We start from the raw sequence: 24,122 nt of genomic DNA on the forward strand, positions 1-24,122 counted from the left end.
ATCAAGGATTCAGCTTGTTTTACTTGATTATCAACAGTCTAAACGACGACTTTTTCCAGAAAGCTATGACTAAAATTTGTATGCTTTTTTGACAAAAAAATCATACTTTTGAATCATTCATTTTTTTCGATTAAATCTTTAAAATTCATGTTTTATTCTGTTACTGTTTTATACAATACAGATGTACACTAATGCTAGTGAACACATGTTCGCCCATGATAGAATCCATGAATGTATAGCCTAGAAAAATACTGAAGCTATGCTTTCAACTTTAACCTAATTAAGGTTCTTAGGAGTGCTGTTGGAGATGAATGCTCCCCTACCCAAAGCCCCAATAAACTGGATCGGTGTTTTTGCATTGGTATTTCTACCTATAGTTGCAATGATCGCGATCCCTTTATACGCCTATCATCATGATTTTAGTGCGGCAGCTTGGATTAGTTTATTCGTTTTACTCGGTCTCAGTAGTTTAGGTATTACTGCTGGTTATCATCGTTTATGGGCGCACCGTGCCTATGAGGCGACTTTACCACTCAAAATCATTTTGATGATTATGGGTACTTTTGCTGTACAAAACAGTATTTTATTCTGGGCTTCTGGTCACCGTACCCATCACCGTCATGTGGATGATGTCGATCAAGACCCGTATTCAATCAACAACGGTTTTTGGTTCGCACACATTGGTTGGATGTTACGTAACTATCCATCTTCTGAAGCCAACTATAAAAACGCACCAGATTTATTAAACGATAAAGTCGTGATGTTCCAAGACAAATACTACATTCCATTGGTCATTGCAGTTCATGCAGGCATTTTATTGCCAATCGGCTGGGCTGTAGGAGACATGTGGGGCGTATTATTATTGGGTGGCTTACTTCGCTTAATCTTTAGCCATCATGTGACGTTCTTCATCAACTCACTATGTCATATGTGGGGCAAGCGTCCTTATACAGATGAAAATACAGCACGTGATAACTTCATCCTTGCGATTGCAACTTGGGGCGAGGGCTATCATAACTATCACCATATTTTCCAATACGACTACCGTAATGGTGTGAAATGGTGGCAGTACGATCCGACAAAATGGCTCATCTGGTCATGCTCTAAAGTTGGTTTGGCAAAAAATCTTCGCCGTATTCCAAGCTTTAATATTAAAAAAGCTGAATTGGCAATGAAGTTTAAATATGCTGAACAAGATCTTGCGATCTATGGTCACGATGTGAACTCAGATATTGCAGCGATGAAGCAGAAAGTCTCTCAAGAATATGAAGCATTTACCCATACTTTAAATGATTGGGCTGCTTTAAAAGAGCAAGAAATTCAAGCTAAAAAAGCTGCTGTTGCTGAAAAAATTCATCAAATGGATGCCAAACTCAAAGTTGATTTCCAATTGGTTGAACAAAAACTTGCTTTCCACCGTGAGCGTTTAGAAACCTTAATGCGTGGTATTAAAAAGAACGTTGTTTCTTAATCAAATTTGCATCAATTGAAAAGCTCCGAAATGGAGCTTTTCTTTTAGCATTAAAAATCCTCTTTCTCCCTCTGGGAGATGAAGATCCTCAGAAGTCATTCTGAGTCTGCAAGGAGAGGGTTATCCAATAAAAATGCCCTTGAACGAATAGAACAAAGCAACATTAAATAAGAGAATCAAAATGAATCTAAATAACATCCCTTTCGGCACAACCGATTGGGCAGAAATTTCAACTACTCGTCATGAGGGTGAACAAGGTTATGCACTATGGCGTACTCAGCAATTTGATAATATTCGCGTACGCATTGTCGAATATTCAGAAAATTATTTAGCAGACCATTGGTGCCATAAAGGACACATTCTGCTTTGCTTAGAGGGTGAGTTACATACTGAACTTGAAGATGGTCGAACTTTTACACTCAGCGCTGGCATGAGCTATCAAGTGGCAGACAATGCCGAGGCTCATCGCTCATCAACGGCACATGGAGCGAAGTTATTTATTGTAGATTAAGTCGACTAAATCACTAGGAATTCATCCCATACTTCATCAAACTTTGTTATAGTTTAACCAAAGCCCTTTTGATGTTTTGTTATGAAATTCAATCCTCGCTATCCATCTCTCAATCCAAAATTCTACCATGAACAAATGCCTGCCCCACTTAAAGGTGCAAAAGCAGGACATTTCAATGTAGCTTTAGCAGATGAGTTGCAATGGTCAGAACAAGAAAAAACTGAATGGGTTGAAATTTGTAGCGGGCAAAAAACCTTTCCCGAGTTTCACCCTTTGGCGATGGTCTATGCAGGACATCAATTTGGACAATGGGCAGGACAATTGGGGGATGGTCGTGGCTTACTCATCGCACAGGTTTTGAATAAACAAGGGCAAACCATTGATCTACACTTAAAAGGTGCAGGCTCGACTCCCTACTCTCGTATGGGTGATGGTCGCGCAGTTCTACGTTCTGTGATTCGTGAATATCTCGCAGGACATGCCCTCAATGCTTTAGACGTACCATCAAGTAATTCAGTAGGGTTTACAACTTCGGAACAAGGCGTACAACGTGAAAAGTTAGAACTTGGCGCAATGATGCTACGCACCTCAGACTGCCATATTCGTTTAGGACATTTTGAATGGATTAATCAGTATCAGCCTGAGTTACTCAAAGAATTCACTGAGAAATGTATTGAATGGCACTATCCAGAATGTTTGGAAACTGAGAATCCAATTTTAGCCTTTGCCACCAAAGTCATTCAAAACACCGCAGTGATGATTGCCAAATGGCAATTGGTTGGCTTCGCTCACGGCGTGATGAATACTGATAATTTAAATATTATGGGTTCAACACTGGACTTTGGACCTTACGGTTTTATGGAACGTTTCCGTCCAAATTGGATCAATAATCACAGTGATTATAATGGGCGTTATACCTACCAAAATCAACCAAGTATCGCACACTGGAATCTTTGGAATTGGTTGAATAATCTCATTCCACTGGCAACGCCCGAGAATAAAGAACAATTTAAAAAAGACCTTGCGGATTGCTTAGAACATTTTGAACCGACATTTTTAGAACATTACACGCATGGTTTATGTCAAAAAATGGGCTTACCTAGTTTTCACAAAGACAGTTTTGACTGCGCAATGGCATTTTTACGAATTTTGCAAAGCGAGCAATTAGACTACACCAACAGTTTTATTCGTTTGCAGAATAAACAATATGAAGCCATTAAAGATGATTGCCTTGACCGTAGACAGTTTGAAAGCTTCTTATCACAATTTGAAAGTATCCGAGAAAACCAAGATATTGACGCCTTAGATGCTGAAATGCCGAAAGCCAATCCCATCTATATTTTACGTAATCACATGGCACAAAAAGCGATTGAGCTGGCTGATCGCAATGATTTTTCAGAAGTCGATCGTTTATTTAAATTACTTAGTCGACCATTCACGAAGCAGTCTGAGTTAGAACGAGCGGAAGATTTAGCACCATTGCCAAGTGATGATCCTGAAGTGATGGTAAGTTGTTCGTCTTAAAAATAAAGCGGAGTTTATACTCCGCACTCTTTACCCATAAAGCTTACATTCAGAATGATGAATTACCAAAAATATTGCGCATATAAATATGTACTAAAACGATGCGCATCATTGGTCGCTAAATCATCTGTTAAATATTTCAAACCAAAGTTTTTATGCTGTACAGACACGCCTAAAGATTGAGTCTGTGGTTCAATGTGTACCCCATATTTGAGTGAAGCATACTGCCAAAAACCATTCATCTGTACCAAAGTAAGATACTGATTTGAAAAACTTGTTAAGCTTAAACTCCATGGTTGATCATTACGAGAATAAGTAATTTCAGAACTGATTTTATAAGGTAACTTCTGGGTGTATTGCTTGGTCTTACTTAATTGTCCTGCCAAGTCCATACGTGGACGGCTATTCTGATCGTAACGAATACTATATTTTGTAAATGGTGCATTGTCCCAATATAAATAACTGAAAATATCTTCTGCTTGTACAGCAATATCCCAATTTTTAGCTAATTTACCCTTCACCCCCAGATCTAAGGCATAACCATAACCTTTATTGGTTTGACCATTCCAACCAAGTTCATCTTCTTTTAATGCAGGTTCATCATAACTATAGTTTAAATGACCATTTAACCACTTAACCCGATCCATCAGTTCAGGCATGTTGCTTGTTTGACCTTGTGCTTGAAACTCACCATCTACATAATGCCGACCGATCAAAGCGGTTAATCCTGTCACGATCTTCCAATCAGAGTTTATATCCCAATCATAGCCAAATCTTGCACCTACAGTATCGACATGTTGAGCTTCTAGCTCCAAAGCATAATTTGAATTTGCATCAATAAGCTGATCATTTTTGATTTGATAATATAGCTTCGCCATATCCTCACTAAACCGTAATTGATAGTCATACGACCAAACCCATCCCATCGTCCAATGATCATGCTGAGTTTCAAGTTTCATTTTACCTGAAGCAAAAGCATTCTTTCCTTTTTCCAAACGTGGGCTATCCCAATCATTCAAAAAAGCATGTACAGAAACAGGATCACTATATAATTCGGCATTCAATGAAAATTTCGCTGATTGTTCAGCAAAACAGAATGACGGTAAAAGCATTAAAAATATTAGGTTTTTATTCATTTAATATAAAAGAAGACAGCGCATGCTGTCTTCTTCTCACTCGTTAAAATTAAGGTGTAATGTAAACAATAGTATTATCAGTGAACTTAACAGCGTATTGACCTGAAGACGTTTTAGTAATCGTTCCATAACTTGTCGTACCGACTTTTACGTCAGCCTGTTGGAAATTTCGAATATTATTAATTTGCACAAAAGCACCATTTTTATGCTTAATTAAACTGTCAACCACAGGTTTTTCGACAGTAATATCTTGTGATTCAAATGCAATATCCAAAGCATTTTTATCTACAGCAACCACTACATTTGCAATGCCTTTTAAATATTCAGCACGTTTCGCAGTCACATCGATACTAAATGGTGTAGGAGCAGCATTGGCACCTTTTAATTTACCAGATAACTTAACTGCCAAGTCTGCATTGATAAAGTTCAGTTTAGTTTCACCTTGGCTAATATCAATCACTTTAGTTAAATCATTATTTAATTTAATGCTAGCATCTAAATCTAATACTTCTTGCAGATATGCAACTTGCCCCTTCAATGTCAAATTATATGGAATAAGTTGTTCGTTGGTCGATTGACCATTGCTAAATTTAACTGCTTTAGCGTCAAAAGAAACTTCGCTTAACGTTGCTTTCACATCTGCACTTTCAAAGACTAAACCTTTAAGCTGTAAAGACGCTTGATTTAGTTCCGCCTCTTGGTTTTCCAAAGTGTCAGTTACTGGATATACCAACTTAGCAGTACTGTCAGCAGTAAAGCTAAATTTAGCTTTTTGCTGTGCTGAATTGGTCACTTCAATTGAGCCACCATTTGCAATTTTGAAATTATAAGTACTTTGACTTGCAACAAAAGGGGCTTCAACTACAAAATTTGTCACATTTACTTTTGCTTGATTGGCGTAAATAAAGTTGTCTTTATTGGTATACCAGTCAGGATTTCCCCATTCCCAATTATCTAAATCTTTAAAATCATCCCAGTAGGCAACATCCGCAGAACCAGTAACTTTGACAGAATTACCACTTACTTGTATCTGTAATGTGCTATTTTTTATGTCGTACCCAAGTGGATAATCATTTTGGATGGCATCATTTTTTAATAATAATTCCAACTCTGCGGCATTATATTGTTTTGCCTGACCTTTTGAATCTTCTTGTGCTAGTTCTGCTAAAGTAAGCACAATGTCAGCACCACGACTTAAATCCGAAGCTGTATTATTAATCACTTCAACAGGTGTCTTATAGTTATCTGCAATATCTTGAAAACCATCGTAATATGAAATAATTGCTTTTGTTGTTTCAATTAATTGTTTTGCTTTATCTAAATCCGAAGCCGGTGTAGTAACACTACCACCACCTGTTCCACCACTACCGTTTGAATTTTCATTTGATGATCCTCCCCCTCCACACGCCACCAAAGCCGAGCTACACATCAACACAAGCAATGTTTTTTTCAATAACATGAGATATCCTTTTTATGAACGAATTCAAAAGTAATTTTTTGTAAATATAAAACTTTTTAAAAATATCTTTTTATGCTTGAAATTTCAACATAATTTAGACAAAAATATTAATATTTTGATAATAATAAAATACTTATTCAAAATACCTAATAAGTATGCAAACCTAACATAAAATCGTCACACAAAATAAACAGCCAAAATTTATTACATAAATAAACATTTAACACATAAAATATTCATTAAAAATAAAAGTTAAATTTCCATCATTCAAAATAAACAAGAAAATCCATTACTGTTTGAAAATTTCTTTGATGCGAATAATCAATAATGAAACTAAATCCAAAGCAAAGTGAAATAAAATAGCATTAATTATCCATCAAACTTACCCACAAATTCTGTGGATAACCATGTGCTTATCCACAGGATAAATCCACAATCACAAAACAACCACAGCTTTCGCATTTAAAATGAATAAAATTTAGACAATACATGGTTTTACATTGTTTATAACTCAAAATGAATAAAAACTTTATCTTTCTCATTATCGTGATTTGCTTATTCAGCATTGCAGGTACGTTTGCCTATCAAAAATATCAGAAATACCTGCCGACAACTCAAACTGAAATTACAGTCCATAATTTATCAGAACAAGATATTGCGCAGATTCGCCAAAACACTCCGATTACAGAAGTTAAAGTCTATAAAACAGATCGTGTAGTCAAACTCATGCACCGGAGTCAAATTATTCAAACCTATCCAATGCGTTTAGGTTTTGATCCGATTGGGCATAAAGTCAAAGAAGGTGATGGCAAGACTCCTGAAGGACAATACATCTTGGATTGGCGCAATCCGAAAAGTGCATTTTATAAATCACTCCACGTCAGTTATCCAAATGCGCAGGATAAGGCAAAAGCCAAACAACTCGGTGTTTCCCCAGGGGGTGACATTATGATTCATGGCTCGGCGACGACTTCACAAATTGAAAAACTGCCTAGCCTCATGACCTATTTACCCCGAAATGACTGGACGTGGGGCTGCATTGCCGTTAGAAATGTAGATATGGACGAGATTTGGAAATTGGTCGATGATGGTACACTCATCAGTATTTTTCCATAATGATCGATTTTTAAATGTGAGGGTAAGATGACAGGCAATGATATTCAAGCGTTTGCTTTAAAAATAGCAGCACAATTAGCCAAAGCCGAGTTAGATTACCCTTTTGGCGAAGACATCCATGTGTATAAAATTATGGGCAAAGTCTTCATGCTGGTTTTTGATTTAAATGGCAAAGAAATGGTGAACCTCAAAGTACAACCTGAACATGGTGAAATGCTGAGAGATGTGTATGAATCTATCCATACAGGCTACCACATGAATAAACGACATTGGATCTCAATCTATGAGGGTGAACAAATCACAGAGGAACTGATCGAAGACCTTGTCCAAAACTCGTATGCTTTAGTCGTGAAAACTTTAACTAAAGCACAAAAACAAGTTTTAGCGATTCATAGCCAAGTTTAGGTGAATAAATCCAGTTTGACTCAAAATTTATTATTCCAAATGAGAATATATACTTTAAATATTATTTATATGTTTTATTTCTGAGCTATTAAATTACAAGTTATAAACATTTACCCACAAAAACTGTGGATAAACCTGTGTTTATCCACAAAACATATTTCAAATTGTAAATTTTTTAATCTTCTGGATACTCGAAGCGATAGCCTACTCCGTAAACAGCTTGTACCCATTCATGGCGGTTTCCAGTTTCGGCTGCTTCCGAAATTTTACGACGTAAGTTCTTGATATGACTATCAATAACACGGTCTGCAACATCAAAACTGTCTGGGTTGATATGGTCTAAAAGTTGCGCACGCGAATAGACTTGACCTAAATGTTCGAGGAAAAGCTCTAAAAGACGGAATTCAGTTGGCGTTAAATTCAACGATTTTTGTTGATACCAGATACGTTGTTGTGCTTTATCGATACGGAATAAATCATTGGCTTCAGGTTCAGCCTTGCGTTCTAAACGACGCAATACCGCTTGAACACGCGCCACCAATTCTTTAGGGCTAAACGGTTTACAGACATAATCATCTGCACCCATATTTAAGCCCAATACACGATCAATTTCCTCAGTTCGCGCAGTCACCATAATGATCGGTAAGTCTGTTTGCTCACGGACTTTACGGCAAATGGTTAAACCATCCATCCGAGGTACCATCAAATCCAAAACCATCAAACTTGGTTTACGCTGTAAATAACTGTCATATGCTTCCTGACCATCATGAAACATACTGACCTCAAAGCCTGCTGCTTCTAGATAATCTCGCACCAACTGCGCAAGTTCAACTTCATCTTCTACCAGCATGATATGCTTCATGTTGTGCTTTTCCTTTTAAACTTTTGTATGTTTTGAAAATGTCAGTTTGCAACGCAAACCACCGAGTGGTGAATGATCAAACGTCAATTGACCACCTAAAGCTTGGGCAATTTTACCCGATAACGCCAAACCTAAACCTGTTCCACCTGTACTACGTGTACGTGAATCATCCACACGATAGAAACGTTCACCCAAACGCACAATCTGCTCATCACTTAAGCCCAGTGGACTATCATCCACGATCACAGTCCATGAATCTGCATCTTGAATAGTATGCACTTGAACTTCTCCACCTGCTTCAGTGTAGCGAATGCTATTACCCAACAAGTTGACCATAATTTGCTTAAAACGATCTATATCTAATTGTAATTTTACATGTTCACCTGTTGCTGAAATTTTTAAATCCGCCTGTTCAAACTTTGGTTTAAAATTTTCAACCTCTTGCAAAACCACAGCCCAAGGGTCAATTTCAGCAAAATAACATTTCAATTGCTGTGCTTCAGCTTGCGCTAAATCGGCTAAATCCTGCGTCAATTTTTTCAGACTGGTGACTTGACGTAACATCGCTTCAAAATGCTCAGGTGTTGGTTTACGAATTCCGTCTTGCATCGCTTCAATCTGTGCTTGCAATACTGCCAATGGCGTTTTTAATTCATGCGAAGTATCTGCAACCCACTGACGACGCGAAGTTTCATGTTGATCAAGAATTGTGGCTAATTCATTAATCTCATTGGATAAATCACCCAATTCATCATTACGTTTTACAGTCACTTGATGTTGAAAATTGCCTTTGGTTAATTCTCTTGTTGCGTTCAATAAACGTTGAATTGGCTGTTTAAAATAGGTTGCCAATAATAATGCCGCCACCAAGCTAGTCAAAAAGCTCAAAATATAAATGAGAACCAAATAACGCGTTTGATTACTAAAAAAGTTAATACTGAGTGCATCATCTTGATCTAAAACTGGTTTTAAACCTAAATAACCCACCACTTTATTATTCACTGTGATCGGACGGTAAGATACTTGCTCACTCGATGGTTCGCCCAAAATAAATTGATGATTGACATCATACAGTGAAAGTCGTGAACTTAATCCAAGACGATCAGGCATGGCAATGAACATTTTTTTGCCTTTTTGAGAATCACCAGTAGTCCGCATGGTATCAGGGGGCGGCAACTCTTTAGGTGGCGGATTATCACTTTGTGGGCGAGGCTGTGACGAATTTTGTGATGTATTCTGCGATGAGTTCTTACGATCCGCAGGTGGTCTAAATAAATTTTGATTGGCACTTAAAGGGAATCGAAGACCTTCAAAAGGCTGGTATTGTGAAGGTAAATTTTCTTCAAGTATTTTTAGCTCAGTTTGATCAAGTTGCCCCTGCCCGACATTTGCATTGGCAACAACAGAATTAACAACTGTATGTTCTTTAAAATATTTTTGCTGTAACGAAATATCATACTGACGACGTAACCACCAACGAGAAAGCTTATCGTAATCATCAGGCGCTGCTTCACCCTCGATTTGTAAAATTTGTGCTTGAACAGCATTACCCCAGTCTTGATAAACACCATAAACCCCTGCCAAATTTTCAATCAAATGATCGAGTTTCTGCATCTCAACATCTGCAACATATTTGGCAAAATTCTTCTGCATCGTCCAATGCAATACCCCCAAACTCACAGTTGTAATTAACAAGGTCGTTAATAAAACTGTGAGGAATAAGCGTAGTGCAATGGGGACTCGGCGTATTTTCAAAACTGATCTCGCATTTTTCTTCTCATTTCAACATTGTACCCAACACTTGTTTAAAATACTCTCCATTGTTTCTACATCATTATTATTTAATCTTTACTGATCGACAAAACATAGAACATTCATTGGAGCAGCAACAATGAAAGCAATGACAAAAATCGCTTTAGTATCCGCAAGTGTTTTAGCAATGGGGGCTTTAACCGCTTGTCAGTCCAATCCTAGTCCTAAAGAAGGGCACGATGGTCGTGGCATGATGCATGGTGATAAACATCATAGAATGTCACCAGAACAACGTGAGCAAATGAAACAAATGCGTGCTGAACGTCATGAGTTTAAGAAATTAGCGCAAACGGCCTGTGACAATAAAGCCGTCGGTTCTACAGTTTCATTCAAAGTCAACGAAAAGTCTGTTGAAGGTACTTGTGCAATCAACTTCCATCCAGATCGTGGTGCAATGAAAGCCTTACGTGATACAGATCGTGTCAAAGATCATGATAATCGCCATGACCGTCATCACTTTAAGCGTGGTCAAGAATTAACAGCAGAGCAAAAAGCGCAGTTCGAACAACAACGTGCTGAACGTAAAGCTCAATTTGAACAAAAGCGTGCTGAACGCCAAGCAAAATGGGACGCAATCCAAAGTGCATGCAATGGACAAACGAATGGTAAGCAAATTCAAGCCAAAGTTGATGACAAATTAATTGCGGGCACCTGTGTAGTACATTTCAAACCGAATGCACGTCCAGATATGATGGGAAAACCTATGCATGCACCTGCACCAGTTGATGCACCTGTGCCACCCAAAGCATAAGCACGTGGTGATTTAAATTGCAGACATAAAAAAACGACCAAATTTGGTCGTTTTTTCTATGCAACAGAGATGTAATTACTTTGAATTATCAGAAATTAAAGCCACTTGTTGTGCATAATTCAGCAATTTTAACTTAGATGCTTCTAACTCTTCAGCAGAAACTTGTTTTGTAATATCACGATGAATACGCAAAACATGTTGACGTAAAGAATGACTTTCAGCCGCATTATACGATTTACAAAATTCTTTAATCGCAGGATCACGTTGTTCAATCATACGATCCACCCAACGATCTAATTGCGCTAATTTCTTGGCACCTTGCTTTGGCGTTAAATAAGACAAAATAATTGCCTCATCTTCATTACGCAACAATTTACCAATACGCTGAAACTGACGACGACGTGCTTCAAAAGATGTAATAAGTTGTACATCTAATAGAGCTTCGATCAAACGCTCTTCAACAGGTAAAGCTTCGATTTGCTTCTTTGACAACTCAGCGAGTTGCTCACCTAAAGCAGCCATGCGTTGCACAGCTTTCTTCTGTTCGGTTTTACTTGCACGCCCTTCTAAAGAATCAAAATCATCTTCAGTAAAACGTTGCGGACGACGTGCCACGATTATTCTGCCTCGTAAAATTTATCTGCGAATAATGCTTGAACTTCAGACAAAGCTTTTTCTTCATCTGCACCATCAATCACTAGACGCAAAGTTGTTCCTTTACCTGCTCCGAGCATGAGTAAAGAAAGGATATTCTTGGCATCGACCAATTTATCACCCTTACCAATTTGAATAGAACATTTAAACTTGGTAGTGACTTCGATTAGTTTTCCAGATGCACGCGCATGTAACCCTAATTTATTAATTACGTCAACAGTTGTGTCGATCATGACCAGTGCTTCATTTCTCTATGTAATACTTGAATGGGCCATTTCGACTCAAGAGCCTGCTTCAACCGATCCACAATATAAACCGAACGATGTTGACCACCCGTACAGCCGATTGACACCGTAATATAGTGACGATGTCCCTCTGCAAAAGCAGGCAACCACTTATTTAAAAACGCATAGATGTCTAGATACATCTCATTTGCTTGTTCGCTGGCTTCTAAAAACTTACGCACAGGTTCATCTAAACCTGAAAATTTACGCAATTCTAAATCCCAATGAGGATTCGGCAAATGCCTGACATCAAAAACAAAATCTGCATCTAATGGAATACCATGTTTATATCCAAAAGATTGTAAAATTAAAATGAGTTTATCGGACTGTCCGAGTTTGGACAATAAGGTATCTTTTAAATCATGTACACTTTTATCTGTTGTATCTATATGTACTGTTGCACGGAGTTGAATTGGCAACAGTAAATTTTTTTCTTCTTGAATACATTCATTCAAACTTTGAAAACGATTGGACAATGGATGTGGACGACGTGACGCACTAAACCGTGAAATCAATTCCTGATCACGTGTGGTCAAATAAATAACATCTACACTACCATGTCTTTGGATTTGCTGAAAAACCTGATCGAAACCCTGTAAATCTTCACGAGCACTACGCACATCGACACCGAGTGCAAGTAAATCTAAATTATTTTCTTTATCTAATTTTTCAACAATTTCAGGAAGCAATGCCAAAGGCAAATTATCAATACAGTAATAACCCAAATCTTCAAGCACCTGCAATGCAGATGATTTACCTGAACCAGATTGTCCTGTCACGATAAGTATGCGCTTCATGGCATGGCGATTCCTAATACATAGCTAAACTAAATCATTAAATCAGCTAATAAAGTTAAGCAGAATGTTTGACTTGTAAATTGTCGATCAAGCGAGTTTTGCCCAATTTTGCTGCGATAAACAATACAACATCTTGGTCAAATTGTTCAACCTTTTGTAGCATTGGACTCCGTGCTTCCACATAATCCACCACCAAACCTGCACCAGTTAGACTTGTACGGATTTGCGACAAAGTATCAAGCAATGATTTTCCCGCGTGTAGATCTTGTTCCGCAGTTTTCAAGGTCTTGTAAATCACAGGTGCCGTTTGACGATCTTGTTCAGACAAATACCCATTACGCGAGCTTAAAGCGAGACCATCTTCTGCACGTGCGATTGGTACGCCTATCACTTCAATTGACATATTCAAATCTTGAACCAACTGTTTAATCACAGCCAATTGTTGATAATCTTTTTGCCCAAAGAATGCAAAATTGGGTTGAACAATATTAAATAATTTTGTCACGACAACAGCGACACCATCAAAATGACCAGGGCGCTGTAAGCCACATAAATCATTGGTAATATCACTCACGCTAATATTGGTTAAACGTGGATGCTTACCATACATTTGTTCAACTGAGGGTGCAAAAACGATGTCGCACCCAACTTCTGCAAGCAAATGACTGTCTTGTTCTAAAGTACGTGGATAGTTATCGAAATCTTCATTTGGACCAAATTGAATGGGGTTCACGAAAATACTAACCACCACAACATCACATAATTTACGAGCTTCACGAACAAGGTTTAAATGCCCTTGATGTAAATTACCCATCGTGGGAACAAAGCCGATGATTTTACGTGCCGCTCGAGCAGGATTAAGTGATGCTGTTAATCCTTGGATGGTAGTTTCTGTTTTCATGTTTACAGCTCGACTTGGAAAGTATGTTCTTTCGCAGGGAATGACTGATCTAGCACCGCAGCATGAAATGCCTTAAATGCATCAACAATTGCCGTTTCGCCTGCTTGTTCTTTCATAAAATTACGCACAAAACGTGCCACTTTACCAAAAGTCAGTCCTAGCATATCTTGAACCACGAGGACTTGACCATCAGTCTCTACACCAGCACCAATACCAATCACAGGTACATGCGGGAATAATTCAGTGATTTCTTTACCCATTTGAGCTGGAACGCATTCAAGCAACAACATTGCTGCGCCAGCTTCAACCACAGCTTTACAGTCAGCAATCAGTTGATCCGCAGCTTCACGTGTTTTGGCTTGTAGTTTATAACCACCAAACACATGTACAGATTGCGGTGTTAAACCTAAGTGTACACAAACAGGAATACCGTTTCGTGTCAAAACTTTAACTGTTTCAGCCAGCCACTCACCACCCTCAATTTTCACCATTTGAGCGCCCGCTTGCATCACGGTTTTAGAATTGACCAACGCATCATTCAGCGTTGCATAACTCATAAATGGTAAATCACAAAGAATAAAAGAATGCTGATTGGCACGACGCACAGCAGCTGTATGGTATGCCATATCTGCAACGGTCACAGGCAAAGTGGAATCATGCCCTTGGATTGTCATCCCTAAAGAATCACCAATTAAAATAGTATCAATTTCTGCGACTTCCATGCCACGCGCCATACTTGCATCATAGCAAGTCAAGCATGAAAATTTACGTCCTTGAGTTTTGAATTGTCTTAAATCGCTTAGACTAATCATGACAATATTCCTCTATCAATGAGAGTTCTTTCAATGAAAGTGTTGTGTACATTCAACAGTTCAGTCTGCCCAAGCCTGATCTGCAAGCACGGTCAATGTTGAATGTGATACAAGTTCTAAATTTTGTAATAATTGTCCATTTACTCGAAGCTCAGCATCTAAGTCCAATAAAGGAATCACCACAAAATCACGCTCTAAGATACCAACATGTGGCACTGTGAGTCGCTCATTTATAATGTTTTTTTCAGCATAAAGCAAAAGGTCAAGATCTAAAGTTCGCTCTCCCCAACGACGTAAACGAACACGACCTGATTCATTTTCAATGCGTTGCAACTCATCTAACAAATCTAAAGGGGCTAATTGAGTGTGTAATTCTACAACAGCATTGTGATAATTCGGTTGATCTTGAGGTCCCATCGGAGGGCTTTGATACAGCTTAGAGACACTGACCTTACCCAATTTTCTAAGTTGCTCTACGGCTTCTCGTAAAATCTGCTTAGAATCCCCTAAATTACTACCTAAGCCAACGTAGGTCTTATTTATCATTGCGTTGGTCCAAAGATCACTTTGGTCAAATCACGTTGTACACGGCGACGTTTGGTGATTGGATGATCTGCTGTAATTTCACCCGTATTGACCGTAGTTTTTGCTGATCTAAAATCACCAGATGATGCAGACGAATTTGGCTTACTGCGTGAACGACGACTACGTGATTCTTGCTCTTTCACCAATGGCTCAATGTGTGTTGAAGCCGATTTATTTTCGTCCACAACAGCCTTATCACCAGTGACAGAGTCTGCAACTTTTTTACGGCTCTTGGCACGTTGACGATTGTAGCTGCTAATCGCACGCTCTTTTTCATCCGTCGACATATTTTGGTAAGCATCCCACCAAGCCCCCATCCCATTGGTCGTGGTATCGCCTGATTTTTCTCTTAACAACAAAAAGTCAAAACCTGCACGGAAACGCGCATGGCTTGAAAGTGCTTCAATTTGTTGTGGTTTTGGGCTTAGCAAACGGCTTTGCATTTCCCAAACCTCACGAATAAAGGTTTCAGCAAAACGTGGAATAATGGTACGTGTTGCTTGACGTTTTAATACATCAAGCCCTGCCTGCGCACGTGCTTCAGCAGCAACAACGCCTTTGCCTTGATAAAACTCACAACGTGCTTGGAAGTTATTCCACAACAATACCGCATAGAAAAATGCAGGGTTGATGGTTTTACCAATTTGAATACGTTGATCAGTATTTTTTGCAGCACGCTCAATGAATTGAGTAATTTCAGGAGTGATGTCAGCAAACAATTGCTTCCAAATACCAAACTCAATCAGCATCGGCATCACACGATGCAAATGCCCCATGGTAAATAATTTTTGTGATTCATCGTATAAGCGATGTGGTGATACATCACGTAACAAATTGGTCATTTCAGGGGTAAAGATTTTTAAAATTTCAGGATCAATACTGAAATTCAACTTCGCTGCGAAACGCAAAGTACGCAACATCCGTACAGGATCTTCTTCAAAACGTAAGGTTGGGTCACCTAAAAGACGTAATTTTTTATCTTTTATATCGTCATAAGCATGGCAAAAATCAAGTACTTCATCTTTACGTGGTTGATAGTACATGGCATTAATCGAGAAATCACGACGCGCAAAGTCTTGCTCAATCGTGCCCCAATTATTATCACGTAAGATCATGCCTTGCGCAGAAGTAATCGCCTTTTTTGGAGGCGCACGAAATGTTGCTACTTCAATCAACTCACGACCAGAATAGACATGTGCCAATTCAAAACGTCGTCCGATGATTCGGCAACGGCGACCAAACACTTCTTTAACTTGTGATGGTGTTGCATTGGTGACTGCATCGAAATCTTTCGGATTTAAGCCAAGCATTAAATCACGTACACCACCACCGACTATATAAGCTTCATAGCCAGCTTTGGTTAAAGAATCAATAACATCTAAAATGGAAGAAGGTAATTGAGCGGTGGATAAGCCACACTTTGACGCACGCAAAGTTTGCAAAAGACACTGTCTCCTACGTCAGGACGTAAAAATCATAATTGTGCTAATCATATCGCTTACACAACTAAAGGGCAATTTGAATCTCGAATTCTTCACAGTAAATTCAAAAAATGAACGGTGCTTGCGATGAAATTCAACCACACTCATCCCTTCCAAAAATTATGATATAAATCAATAATAAACATTAATTTACTATAAACTTAATTGGCTTTTATTTTTTTCTAACAGCTTAGGGCCTATTCCTTTTACCTTTTGCAAATCATCAATACTATTAAATTTTCCATTCTGATTACGATAATCAATGATCGCCTGCGCTTTCTTCGCACCCACACCATTCAGCTGTTGCAATTGCTCTAAATTTGCAGAATTTAAGCTAATTTTAGAACCAGAACTCAGCTGTGAAATCTGCTTTGAAGATGAAGGCTGATTTGAAGAACGGCTTGAAGATGTCGATAAACTTGGTTTTGACAAATAATAGTTATCGTCTTGCTTTTTTAACTTAGCGTCTTGAGCTTGCTGTTCAGCTTTCCATTTTAAATAGGCATGATCAAATTGTTGTGCATACACATTCGACGACATCCCCAACAATAGAAGCCATAGAATGGCGAATATATTTAATTTTTCTAAATGATTATTTCTCAACACCTGAATTTTCATGGATAACCTGTTGTTTTAGTTTTAGCTTTGCTTGATCCCAAAGTTGATCCATTTCTTCTAAAGTACAATCTTCTAATTGTTTATTTTTAAAATTGATTTGTTCTTCAATATAAGCAAAGCGAGTTTTAAATTTATGAATAGTGCCTAAAAGCGCCATTTCACTTGATATGCCTAGTTTACGTCCAACATTAATTAAAGAAAATAAACAATCACCGAATTCATCCAACATTTCATCGGATTTTCCAGACTCCATCGCTTCTTCAAACTCAGCTAATTCTTCTTTGACTTTTTCATAAGCTTGAACTGCATCAGGAAAATCAAATCCAATCTTCGCAACATTCTTTTGAATATCTTCAGCTTGCGACAAGGCAGGACCATGTTTTACCGTATCTAAACGTGATTGGAGTTTGCCCTGCTTGGCTTTTTGTTGCTTCTCTTGATGCTTAATGTCTTGCCATAAAGATGAGACTTGTTCAGGCGTTAATTGCTCAAACTTTTCTTTTTCAAATACATGCGGATGACGACGAATTAGCTTTTGACAAATCGCTTCAACCACATCATCAAAGTTAAAAGCACCTTGTTCACTATACATTTGTGATTGAAACACCACTTGTAGCAGTAAATCGCCCAGTTCATTTTTCACTTCTTCAACATCGCCAATACGAACAGCTTCTTCGACCTCATACGCTTCTTCAATCGCATAACGCGTCAAACTTTCAGGGCTTTGCTCTCGATCCCAAGGACATTCTGCACGTAACTGCTTCATAATGCTTAATAACTGTTCCATTTTATATCCTTTAAGATCAATCACAAATGACGCTTTAGAACTTGTGATCATTGTTCATTTATGTTCAACTCAATTCAATCTAAATAAAACAAAAACGGAGATTGCCATGAGTCAAAGCATTTTTATCAGTGGTTCAGCGCAAGGGATTGGCGCTGCGATTGCTCGCCTATTCTATCAACAAGGCTATAAAGTTGGTATTTATGATATCAATGAAACTCAGGCGCAGGCTTTGGCTGATCAATTGGGACACAATGCAAAAGCTGGGAAATTAGACGTCAGTGACTATGCACAATGGCAGATCGCACTAGAGGAGTTTTCTCAATGGGCAGGCGAACTCAATATTTTAGTCAATAATGCTGGTATTCTCTATTCAGGGGATTTTGAAAAAACCGACATTTCAGCCCATCATCGAACAATTGCTATTAATGTTAATGGTGTATTGAATGGGTGCCATGCCGCATTACCTTATTTGCGAAAAGCCAAATTTGCACGGATCATCAATCTTTCTTCGGCATCTGCAATTTATGGACAGGCAGATTTAGTATCTTATTCTGCCAGTAAGTTTGCTGTCCGTGGCATCACAGAAGGCTTAGATACAGAGTGGCAAAAATATGGCATTCGCGTTTTAGATGTCATGCCACTGTTTGTGCAAACTGCGATGGTTAAAAATATGGATGCAGGTACGATTCAAAAAATAGGGGTTGATCTAAACCCACAAGATGTTGCCGAGCAAATTCTGACTTTAGCCAAAGCCAAAGGGACAATTCTTACTACAACTCACACACTCATCGGTTTCAAAACCAAAATCTTGTATCAACTGTCCAATATTAGCCCGCAGATTATCAACCGCTTGACCAATTTGATGATCTCAAAAAAGTAAACAGTATGCTTGAATTTACAAAATCACATAAATATTAAGTTAATTTAATATTTTCACAAAATAATGTGACATTTGTTTAGTTTTTATTTAATATACCAACGCCTCCAGAGGGCAATTATAAATTTAAACTTTAATGTGAATAAATAATATGAAAAAAATCATTGTATTAGCAACTTCTGTAATGCTTTCTGCAACTACTTTTGCTACAGAATCTACTTCTCAAAAATTAAGCACTTCTGAACTTAAAGCTATGGATTGTGCAACACTTTCTGTTGAAAAATCTAATGCGCAACAATCTTTAGAAGCTGCTGATAAAAACCTTGCAAACATCAATGCAAAAGCTCAAGACCCTTCTGCTAAAGTTAGCAAATGGGCTGGTATTGCTGGTGGTGCGCTAAGTGCATTTGGTAAAGGTGACTCTAAAGCTGGACAACTTGCAAACTCAGTTGCTGGTCAGCAAGATACTTCTGATGCAAGCAACCCTGAAATTCAACAAAAGCTTAAAGCAGATTCACAAGCAAATCTGAATAACATTGCTGTTTACCAAAAGTCTAAAAAATGCAAAATCTAATCAATTAGATCAAGCGTAAAAAAACCTGCATTTAGCAGGTTTTTTTACGGGCTCGGATTTTAAATATATAGCGCTTTGAAATAGCCTAGAAAATCGTTAATTCCCTTGAACCAAACGACGTGCGCTAATAATGCCAGGTTGTTGCTCTAGACGTGCCAATAGACGTGACAATTGAGCTAGTCCTTTGACCTCAATCAATAATTTCATATTCGCGATACCATCTGATTCAGATATCGTATTCACTTGGCGAATATTAATCTGGTCAGAGAAAATCACTTGCGTTAAGTCTTTCAATAAACCACGGCGATCATAAGCTTCCACCACGATTTGTACACTTTGACCACGTGTTGGTTGCATTTCCCAGTCCGCTTCTACCGCACGATCAGGCTCATTTTTGATCATGCGTAGATAATCTGGACATGCAACTTTATGGATACTGACACCACGGTTCAGCGTAATATAACCAGCAATTGACTCGCCATGGACAGGCTGACAACATTGTGCAATATGCAATTCAACATTATCCAAACCATCAATCAAAATACCATGTGCAGATAGTGTATGACTGGCACGTGGATTCAATGTCGGTTTTAAAACCAGTTCAGGTTCGTCTTGATCCAAGTGCATGTGGCGATTCACTTGATTAATCAAGGCATGCAAGCTAATGTCGCCACTCACCAATGAAACCAGAATATCATCACCAGATTTCACATTGAAATGATTGCAATAATCACTTAAATCAATACTTTTTGGGTGAATTGCTAAACGTGAAAGCTCTTTATTGAGTAACTCACGCCCAACTTCCAAATTCTTGCTACGATCCTGCTGTCTGAACCAATGACGTAATTTGTCACGTGCACGTGCAGTTTTGATATAACCCAGTGAGTTCACCAACCAATCACGGTTCGGTTCACGATCTTTCTTGGTTAAAATCTCAACTTGTTCACCTGTTTTTAAGGTATAAGTCAGTGGCACATAACGTTGGTTAACACGTGCCGCATAGCACTTATTCCCGACTTCAGTATGTACATGATAAGCAAAGTCTAAAACAGTTGAACCACGTGGTAATTCTTTAATATCACCATCACGGCTAAACACATAGATTTTTTCAAAACCTTCAAAATCTTGAATTTGTTCAAAATCTTCAGGCTCATCTTCGTTCGGATGCGCACTGGTTTCTGTACGTTCTTGATAATGTTCAAGTACCGCACGTAAAGAATGCAAACGATGATTAAATGAATAATCTGTGGTTTTTGAGCCTTCTTTATAGTTGAAATGCGAACATACGCCCAACTCGGCTTCTTCATGCATTTCTTTGGTACGAATCTGAATTTCCAAAGATTTATTTTCAGCGATTACCGCTGTATGCAATGAACGATAACCATTGGCTTTCGGATTGGTAATATAGTCATCAAACTGATGCGGGATATGACGCCAGATTTGATGCACAATCCCTAAAGCGTGATAACACTCTGCAACGGATTTCACCAAAACACGTAATGCACGAATATCATAAAGCTGATCAAAACTTAGATTTTTACTCTTCATTTTGCGATAGATCGAATAAATATGTTTTACTCGACCTGAAATTTCAGCCTCAATATCATGATCAGCCAACTCACCCTTGAGTTTTTCAACCACAAATTGAATATATTGTTCGCGCTCAAGACGCTTCTCATTCAGCAATGAGGCAATCTCTTTGTAGCGTTCAGGTGCTAAGTAACGGAAAGCTAAATCTTCAAGCTCCCATTTTAACTGCGCAATCCCTAAACGATGCGCTAAAGGCGAATAAATCGTGAGAATTTCTCGCGCCACACGCTCTTGACGTTCTTTCGGTGAATGCGCCAATTCACGTAAAGCAAAAGTACGCTCCGCCAGCTTGATCAACACAACTCGAACATCTTCAGTGACTGAAATCAACATCTTATAGATGCCAGTCAAATGCTCACGTTGATTATTATTGAAGTGATCTTCTAAGCGTTTATTTTTTTCAATCAGCTCAGAAAGTTTACCCATTGCCAAAGTACCTTTGACAAGGTTGTAAACTTGTTCACCGAATTCTTGTTGAATTTCCTCTAAGGTGGTTAAACCTTCACGCACGCTTCGATACAGCACTGCTGCTGCCAGCGTATCTTCATCGACATGTAAATGCGCAAGGATGTCCGCCATCCCAATACCTGTGGCAAAAGTATTGGTTCGCGAATTTACCGTAGTCGCCAATTCTTTTTGTAATACGAGTTGCGCGACTTGTTCTAACTGTTTAAGTTCAGCACCGTCTAAAATTCCACGCACACGATCTAGCCAAGTCGCCAGAGCATGTTGCGCTTCAGCGGCATGTTCTACAGTCGCTTCCTCTGACAACTCATTTAGTTGATCAGGAAGTTGCTCACGTACTGTGACCATACCCTACTCCTATAACTCTATACTTCATTATAAATCGTTTATCTCTGTTTTCTTTTCAAATAAAGCAATGGATTCAACATGCCCCGTATGAGTAAACATGTCCATCACACCTGCTTTTTTTAGCTGATAACCGTGTTGCACCAAAATCCCAGCATCTCTTGCCAAAGTCGCTGGATTACACGACACATAAACGATTCTTTGTGCACCAAACTTGGGCACATAATGCATAATCTCTTCCGCACCTGCACGAGGAGGATCAATCAATAATGCATCAAATCCTTGATTTGCCCAAGAATAATGCGAAAAGTCTTTTGTTAAATCTTGTGAATGAAATTTAACATTGGTGATGCTATTTTTCAGTGCGTTTTCTGTACCGCGCTTCACCATCTCTTCACTACCCTCAACTGCAACAACTTTTCCTGTGACACCAACACATCTGGCGAGAGGAAGTGAAAAATTTCCCAATCCACAAAACAAATCTAAAACTTTTTCACCATGTTGCAATTCAAGCAAATCACATGCCAGCTTGACCATTTGAGGATTTACAGTCGGATTGACCTGAGTAAAATCTGTGGGATTGAACGCAAAATCGACGTTAAAATCTTCTAATCGGTAATGTAAATGCATTGCTGCTTGCGCATCATCCACGCGATGTACACTGTCTACACCTGCGGGTTGCAAATACAACTGCCATTGTTTCTGTAACGCGTATTGTTGCAATAGGTTGACATCATGCTCTTTTAATTTTTCAGTATGACGTACCAATAAAGAGATTTCACAATCTCCTTTGGCTAATTCTATATGACCAATGCTACTTTTGCCTTTTAGACTTTCGAGTAATAGCTTAATTTCTGGAAGTGCTTGATCAAGTTCAGTATCAAGAATTTTACAGGTCTGAATTTCAGTTAAATGATTGCTTTGCGCCTCACGGAAACCCATGAGTAATTTATTTTGTTTCGGTAAATAACGTACGCCAATTCGTGCTTTATGACGATAATCGACACGCGTTGAACGTAACGGCGCTAACCATTGCTCAGGTGCTAAACCTGCAAAATGGCTTAAGTGAGATTTTAAAACGTCATGCTTTAAACGGATCTGCTCATCGGGATGAATATGTTGCATATTACACCCACCACAGCTTCCAAAATGCGGGCAAATCGGTTGGATACGATGAGGATTTGGCTCACTGAGCAATTCGATACAATCTGCTTCTTCAAGTTTAGACACTTGTTTAGTGATTTGAGCCTTAACGATTTCACCAGGCAAAGCATAGCGAATAAACACTTTTTTACCGTGCTTTTCACTCGGATGTTTTGTACCACGAACATCTGCCAAATGTTCTGTGGTATTTGAATAGTGCGCAATCCCTCGCCCTTCGTGTGACAATCGTTCAACTTTAAAAATATATTGTGGAAGTTGAGATGGTCGAGGTTTGGCTCTATGTTTCAAAGGAATACCTAATCGGGTGTGGAGGGAAAATCTGCTCGAGTAAACTCAGTCTGCTGTGAAGTTTCACGCCAAACATCTAAGAACTCTTTTTGTTGCGGTTGACCTTGTAAATAATGAATCGATGCTTGAATCCACAAACGATGATCTTCTCGACTGATTTGACCTTTGAGTAAAGACCAACGTAGATAGATCAACCATGTATTCAATACATCACCTTCGCAATAGCTGGTCAGTTTGAGCCATTGCTGGTTTTTTACATATTCAGGTATAAAATAACCTGAAATACCACGTTTACCAGGATAGCCGAGTAAATGTGCTGCATCATCTAACTTCTGAAAATGTCGACCATTAAACATCGCCATCACATCCATCAAATCAACATGACGGTTGTGGTATCGGTTCTGATAGTTATTATACCTTTTTTGCGTATCAATCTCACCCTGATCGAACAAACTTGGCGCAGATAATCCATGATACATGGCACGGAATAAAATCACTGGAATATCAAACTGTGAACCATTCCAACTCACCAATGTCGGATGACGCTTATCAAAGATAGATAAAAATTTTTGTAAAATTTCTGCTTCAGAATGATGTTCACGGCTAAATGAAAACAGTTTCATTGCCCCATTTTCATTAATCCATAGCCCTGAGATACAGACAATTTCATGTAAAGGCAAGCGCTGAAAATCCATACCAGACTCTTGACGACGCAGCTTCGCTAACGCTTGCTCAAGATCTTCTTGCGGTAAATCCAAGCCATATAAATGCGCCCCAGATTTCAAATCTGTCAGGGTTTCAATATCAAAAACTAAAACAGGAAGACGCATAAAAAGCTTTACTCAATTATCAG

General features: G+C 38.6%; 24 protein-coding genes. 8 read left to right on the forward strand and 16 right to left on the reverse strand.

Translation table 11 applies throughout. The features are described 5' to 3' along the window. The first annotated feature begins 307 nt into the window (after positions 1 to 307). From BEN71_RS15900 to BEN71_RS15910, 3 genes are all read left to right on the forward strand, one after another. Positions 308 to 1,471 carry an acyl-CoA desaturase gene (locus BEN71_RS15900; RefSeq protein ID WP_068973303.1) on the forward strand — a complete coding sequence of 388 codons (1,164 nt, stop codon included), beginning with the start codon at positions 308 to 310 and terminating at the stop codon, positions 1,469 to 1,471. 181 nt (positions 1,472 to 1,652) lie between these two features. After that, positions 1,653 to 1,982: a DHCW motif cupin fold protein gene (locus BEN71_RS15905; RefSeq protein ID WP_068973302.1), complete on the forward strand. Its 330-nt coding sequence runs from the start codon at positions 1,653 to 1,655 to the stop codon at positions 1,980 to 1,982. A gap of 81 nt (positions 1,983 to 2,063) precedes the next feature. Beyond that, complete coding sequence (locus BEN71_RS15910) at positions 2,064 to 3,506, forward strand: protein adenylyltransferase SelO (RefSeq protein WP_068973301.1); 1,443 nt, start codon at positions 2,064 to 2,066, stop codon at positions 3,504 to 3,506. A 62-nt stretch (positions 3,507 to 3,568) separates the two neighbouring features. Here the strand turns inward: BEN71_RS15910 and BEN71_RS19260 are convergent, their stop codons facing one another. Beyond that, positions 3,569 to 4,642, reverse strand: coding sequence for a porin family protein (locus BEN71_RS19260; protein ID WP_068973300.1), 1,074 nt, complete (start codon positions 4,640 to 4,642; stop codon positions 3,569 to 3,571). Between the two features lie 49 nt (positions 4,643 to 4,691). Further along, positions 4,692 to 6,101, reverse strand: coding sequence for a hypothetical protein (locus tag BEN71_RS15920; RefSeq protein WP_068973299.1), 1,410 nt, complete (start codon positions 6,099 to 6,101; stop codon positions 4,692 to 4,694). A gap of 516 nt (positions 6,102 to 6,617) precedes the next feature. Here BEN71_RS15920 and BEN71_RS15925 point away from each other — a divergent pair. Both BEN71_RS15925 and BEN71_RS15930 read left to right on the forward strand, forming a co-directional pair. After that, a complete protein-coding gene (locus BEN71_RS15925) occupies positions 6,618 to 7,217 on the forward strand; it encodes a L,D-transpeptidase family protein (RefSeq protein ID WP_068973298.1) in 600 nt (199 codons plus the stop codon). A 27-nt stretch (positions 7,218 to 7,244) separates the two neighbouring features. Continuing rightward, positions 7,245 to 7,622 (forward strand): MmcQ/YjbR family DNA-binding protein, encoded by a 378-nt coding sequence (locus BEN71_RS15930; protein ID WP_068973297.1) that lies wholly within the window; start codon positions 7,245 to 7,247, stop codon positions 7,620 to 7,622. Positions 7,623 to 7,797: 175 nt separating this feature from the next. Here BEN71_RS15930 and BEN71_RS15935 read toward each other — a convergent pair whose 3' ends face one another. Together BEN71_RS15935 and baeS are read right to left on the reverse strand one after the other, a co-directional pair. Next, a complete protein-coding gene (locus tag BEN71_RS15935; protein ID WP_068973296.1) occupies positions 7,798 to 8,484 on the reverse strand; it encodes a response regulator in 687 nt (228 codons plus the stop codon). Positions 8,485 to 8,499: 15 nt separating this feature from the next. Next, positions 8,500 to 10,239 carry a sensor histidine kinase efflux regulator BaeS gene (baeS, locus tag BEN71_RS15940; RefSeq protein WP_068973295.1) on the reverse strand — a complete coding sequence of 580 codons (1,740 nt, stop codon included), beginning with the start codon at positions 10,237 to 10,239 and terminating at the stop codon, positions 8,500 to 8,502. Between the two features lie 136 nt (positions 10,240 to 10,375). On the opposite strand from baeS, the gene BEN71_RS15945 reads away from it, so the two are divergent. Next, positions 10,376 to 11,047: a hypothetical protein gene (locus BEN71_RS15945; RefSeq protein WP_068973294.1), complete on the forward strand. Its 672-nt coding sequence runs from the start codon at positions 10,376 to 10,378 to the stop codon at positions 11,045 to 11,047. A gap of 75 nt (positions 11,048 to 11,122) precedes the next feature. Here BEN71_RS15945 and yjgA read toward each other — a convergent pair whose 3' ends face one another. The 9 genes from yjgA to mazG all read right to left on the reverse strand — a co-directional run bounded on the left by yjgA (position 11,123) and on the right by mazG (position 17,966). Next, on the reverse strand, positions 11,123 to 11,662 hold the full coding sequence (gene yjgA, locus BEN71_RS15950; protein WP_068973293.1) for a ribosome biogenesis factor YjgA: 540 nt from the start codon (positions 11,660 to 11,662) through the stop codon (positions 11,123 to 11,125). Positions 11,663 to 11,664: 2 nt separating this feature from the next. After that, a complete protein-coding gene (locus BEN71_RS15955) occupies positions 11,665 to 11,934 on the reverse strand; it encodes an HPr family phosphocarrier protein (RefSeq protein WP_004725933.1) in 270 nt (89 codons plus the stop codon). Next, positions 11,931 to 12,782: an RNase adapter RapZ gene (gene rapZ, locus BEN71_RS15960; RefSeq protein WP_068973292.1), complete on the reverse strand. Its 852-nt coding sequence runs from the start codon at positions 12,780 to 12,782 to the stop codon at positions 11,931 to 11,933. Before rapZ ends, BEN71_RS15955 begins: the two co-directional genes overlap by 4 nt. Positions 12,783 to 12,837: 55 nt before the next feature. Continuing rightward, entirely contained in the window at positions 12,838 to 13,683 is an 846-nt protein-coding gene (gene panC, locus BEN71_RS15965) for a pantoate--beta-alanine ligase (protein ID WP_068973291.1), read from the reverse strand. Positions 13,684 to 13,685: 2 nt separating this feature from the next. Continuing rightward, positions 13,686 to 14,495: a 3-methyl-2-oxobutanoate hydroxymethyltransferase gene (gene panB / locus BEN71_RS15970; protein ID WP_068973290.1), complete on the reverse strand. Its 810-nt coding sequence runs from the start codon at positions 14,493 to 14,495 to the stop codon at positions 13,686 to 13,688. A gap of 60 nt (positions 14,496 to 14,555) precedes the next feature. Continuing rightward, complete coding sequence (gene folK / locus BEN71_RS15975; RefSeq protein ID WP_068973289.1) at positions 14,556 to 15,041, reverse strand: 2-amino-4-hydroxy-6-hydroxymethyldihydropteridine diphosphokinase; 486 nt, start codon at positions 15,039 to 15,041, stop codon at positions 14,556 to 14,558. Next, the gene (gene pcnB / locus BEN71_RS15980) at positions 15,038 to 16,522 is read right to left on the reverse strand and encodes a polynucleotide adenylyltransferase PcnB (protein WP_068973288.1); all 1,485 of its coding nucleotides are present in this window, start codon (positions 16,520 to 16,522) and stop codon (positions 15,038 to 15,040) included. Before pcnB ends, folK begins: the two co-directional genes overlap by 4 nt. Before the next feature lie 192 nt (positions 16,523 to 16,714). Beyond that, complete coding sequence (locus BEN71_RS15985; protein WP_068973287.1) at positions 16,715 to 17,179, reverse strand: ComEA family DNA-binding protein; 465 nt, start codon at positions 17,177 to 17,179, stop codon at positions 16,715 to 16,717. Beyond that, the gene (gene mazG / locus BEN71_RS15990; RefSeq protein ID WP_068973286.1) at positions 17,154 to 17,966 is read right to left on the reverse strand and encodes a nucleoside triphosphate pyrophosphohydrolase; all 813 of its coding nucleotides are present in this window, start codon (positions 17,964 to 17,966) and stop codon (positions 17,154 to 17,156) included. The genes BEN71_RS15985 and mazG overlap by 26 nt, the downstream gene beginning before the upstream one ends. A gap of 106 nt (positions 17,967 to 18,072) precedes the next feature. Here mazG and BEN71_RS15995 point away from each other — a divergent pair, with 106 nt between their 5' ends. Together BEN71_RS15995 and BEN71_RS16000 are read left to right on the forward strand one after the other, a co-directional pair. Beyond that, positions 18,073 to 18,846 (forward strand): SDR family oxidoreductase, encoded by a 774-nt coding sequence (locus BEN71_RS15995; protein ID WP_068973329.1) that lies wholly within the window; start codon positions 18,073 to 18,075, stop codon positions 18,844 to 18,846. A gap of 148 nt (positions 18,847 to 18,994) precedes the next feature. Next, positions 18,995 to 19,417 carry a hypothetical protein gene (locus tag BEN71_RS16000; RefSeq protein ID WP_068973285.1) on the forward strand — a complete coding sequence of 141 codons (423 nt, stop codon included), beginning with the start codon at positions 18,995 to 18,997 and terminating at the stop codon, positions 19,415 to 19,417. A gap of 96 nt (positions 19,418 to 19,513) precedes the next feature. Here BEN71_RS16000 and BEN71_RS16005 read toward each other — a convergent pair whose 3' ends face one another. Genes BEN71_RS16005 through BEN71_RS16015 form a run of 3 tightly spaced genes read right to left on the reverse strand, consistent with a single transcriptional unit; the run spans position 19,514 to position 24,099 of the window. Next, complete coding sequence (locus BEN71_RS16005) at positions 19,514 to 21,820, reverse strand: RelA/SpoT family protein (protein ID WP_068973284.1); 2,307 nt, start codon at positions 21,818 to 21,820, stop codon at positions 19,514 to 19,516. 27 nt (positions 21,821 to 21,847) lie between these two features. Then, positions 21,848 to 23,269 (reverse strand): 23S rRNA (uracil(1939)-C(5))-methyltransferase RlmD, encoded by a 1,422-nt coding sequence (gene rlmD, locus BEN71_RS16010; protein ID WP_068973283.1) that lies wholly within the window; start codon positions 23,267 to 23,269, stop codon positions 21,848 to 21,850. An 8-nt stretch (positions 23,270 to 23,277) separates the two neighbouring features. Further along, positions 23,278 to 24,099, reverse strand: a complete 822-nt coding sequence (locus BEN71_RS16015; RefSeq protein ID WP_068973282.1) for a 3'-5' exonuclease — start codon at positions 24,097 to 24,099, stop codon at positions 23,278 to 23,280. Positions 24,100 to 24,122: the final 23 nt, after the last annotated feature.

It is taken from the genome of Acinetobacter wuhouensis, assembly GCF_001696605.3.
Taxonomy (GTDB): domain Bacteria; phylum Pseudomonadota; class Gammaproteobacteria; order Pseudomonadales; family Moraxellaceae; genus Acinetobacter; species Acinetobacter wuhouensis.